The organism is Shewanella kaireitica, from assembly GCF_023284045.1.
GTDB classification, from domain to species: domain Bacteria; phylum Pseudomonadota; class Gammaproteobacteria; order Enterobacterales; family Shewanellaceae; genus Shewanella; species Shewanella kaireitica.
In genome coordinates this window covers 1-2009 of record NZ_JAKIKQ010000037.1, presented here as the reverse complement: position 1 = coordinate 2009, position 2009 = coordinate 1, and the positions used below count along the sequence as shown (strand labels likewise).

Annotated in this window: 1 rRNA gene; it reads left to right on the top strand. The window is 41.2% G+C overall.

The features are described 5' to 3' along the window. Positions 1-104, top strand: a 5S ribosomal RNA gene (gene rrf, locus L2730_RS21845); the annotation flags it as partial. Between the last annotated feature and the right edge of the window lie 1905 nt (positions 105-2009).

Here is a 2009-nt window from a genome sequence, read left to right as displayed (position 1 = left end):
AGAGCTGTGGTCCCACCTGATCCCATTCCGAACTCAGAAGTGAAACACAGTATCGCCGATGGTAGTGTGGGGTTTCCCCATGTGAGAGTAGGTCATTTCCAGGCGCCTAATAAGTATCTAAGCCCGCTACGATGTAGCGGGCTTTTTTACGTCTGCAGTTTGAGCAAGTTATTGATGGTTGCTGCCTTTCATAGCGTGACACTAATAGCTGCGCGGCCAATATGCCCACGTGTCCACTTCGAGGACAATAAAGAGTAGGTCATTTCCAGGCGCCTAATAAGTATCTAAGCCCTCTACGATGCAGCGAACTTTTTTACGTCTGCAATTTGAATCAGTTAATCATTAAGCTACAGCCCTTAGCGTGATACTGATAGAGGTGTGGCTGATATATCCATGTGTCCACTTCGAGGATAATAAAGAGTAGGTGATTTCCAAGGGCCTAATTATTCTCGAAAGAGAAGCGATAAATCCCTAGCATTTCGTGCTAAGGGTTTTTCATTTAATGACGTCTTGAGCTGCAAACCCGAGCGCGGGAAGTAAAAGGTCTGAACATAGTGAGGTTCATATCCATATGCTAGCCAGTAAATAACTCTTGTATATAGAACTTTCTACACCCTTGGCATAGGTGCCTTCGTTTATTGATATCTGTCTCGTGTAGAGAGTTGAAAGCCCGCTATTATATGGTGGGCTTTGTTACGGCTGCAATTTGAGGTTTTAAGTTACAACGGTGATAACTTACAGACTTCTATCACCTGTATCATAGCTGTATGAACCAGCGCCTCCTTCTAGGATAATCAAGACTAAATCATATCCAAGCACCTACTGTTTTAAATGTTATATTTGAAAGTGAAGAAAAAGTCAGCAGCTAACGATGGAATCTTTATATGAGTATCGTTAAAAGCTCCTGGTTCAATAATGATATGGACTAACGATAGGTGGATGTACCATTTATATATCGACATGAAATAGGGCTGTGTTAGTAAGGCTTAATTAACAGGTCGTAATATCCATAATGAGAAGCTATAGAGCATGGCGACCTTTTTTATATAGATGATTTACTAGGGGTTAGTCGTTATCACAATGAATAACGCAGAGAAGAGAGCTTTGTTAGCGACTACTCTGTGCGGAATGAGCAGATTAGTAATTATTATTTCGACTTATTCTTATGTCAGCTGTAGAAGAGCATTACCTAAGTATTAGTGCTCTATAATAGATAACTCTTATCCTTTGTATTCTGTGAATTGGCCTAGTGACTCGCTTCGCCAGGTTTTATATAGATAAGCAGGCACCGCTGGTGTTGGCTTGAAAATTAAATCTATCTGAAAGGGTGCAGCAATAAAACGGTATAGTGTTTATGAAACATGAATTGCTTCTTTGCATTGTATCAACTCGTGTTAGCTAGGTAATCTCTACTTCAACCCACCTAGATAGGAAGAGTTTTCAATAAAGTAGTAGCTAGTGATTATTTTAGTCTTGGTCATTTGGTTTTCCGTATAGAGGGGACTTAAGTAAGCTAAGAGTATTTACAGTAAAGTTGTGCAAGTTTTTAATACTGTACTAGACTCAATATCCCGCTTGGCGGTTAAGGTTTAGATTTTGGGCTAGGTTGTGGGTAAGTCTGGGGGTAAGTAGTGTGTATGATGTGGCTTATCTGTGACTTTTAAAAAAGGTTATTTTAATTGATAAAAGCACTTGCGCTTACGCAGGAACTCCCTATAATGCGCATCCACTGACACGGCACAGCAGGCCAATCACTCTTAGCAAAAGCTAGGTAGTACGGGACTTGCAGCGGTGTTAGAGAGCTTAACTTCTTCGGAAATTAGCCTCAGGTGACAATCGCTTTAAGGGCTTCGGGTGATGATGGATTTCACGATAGTGATTAAGAAATCAACGCTTAGAAAACTTCTTAAAATAAGCGCTTGACGCCGCCACTGGAGAGTGTAGAATACGCCTCCTCAAGCCAACGACCTAGCGTCTTCGGCGAAGTATGAAAGATGACTTCACGCTCT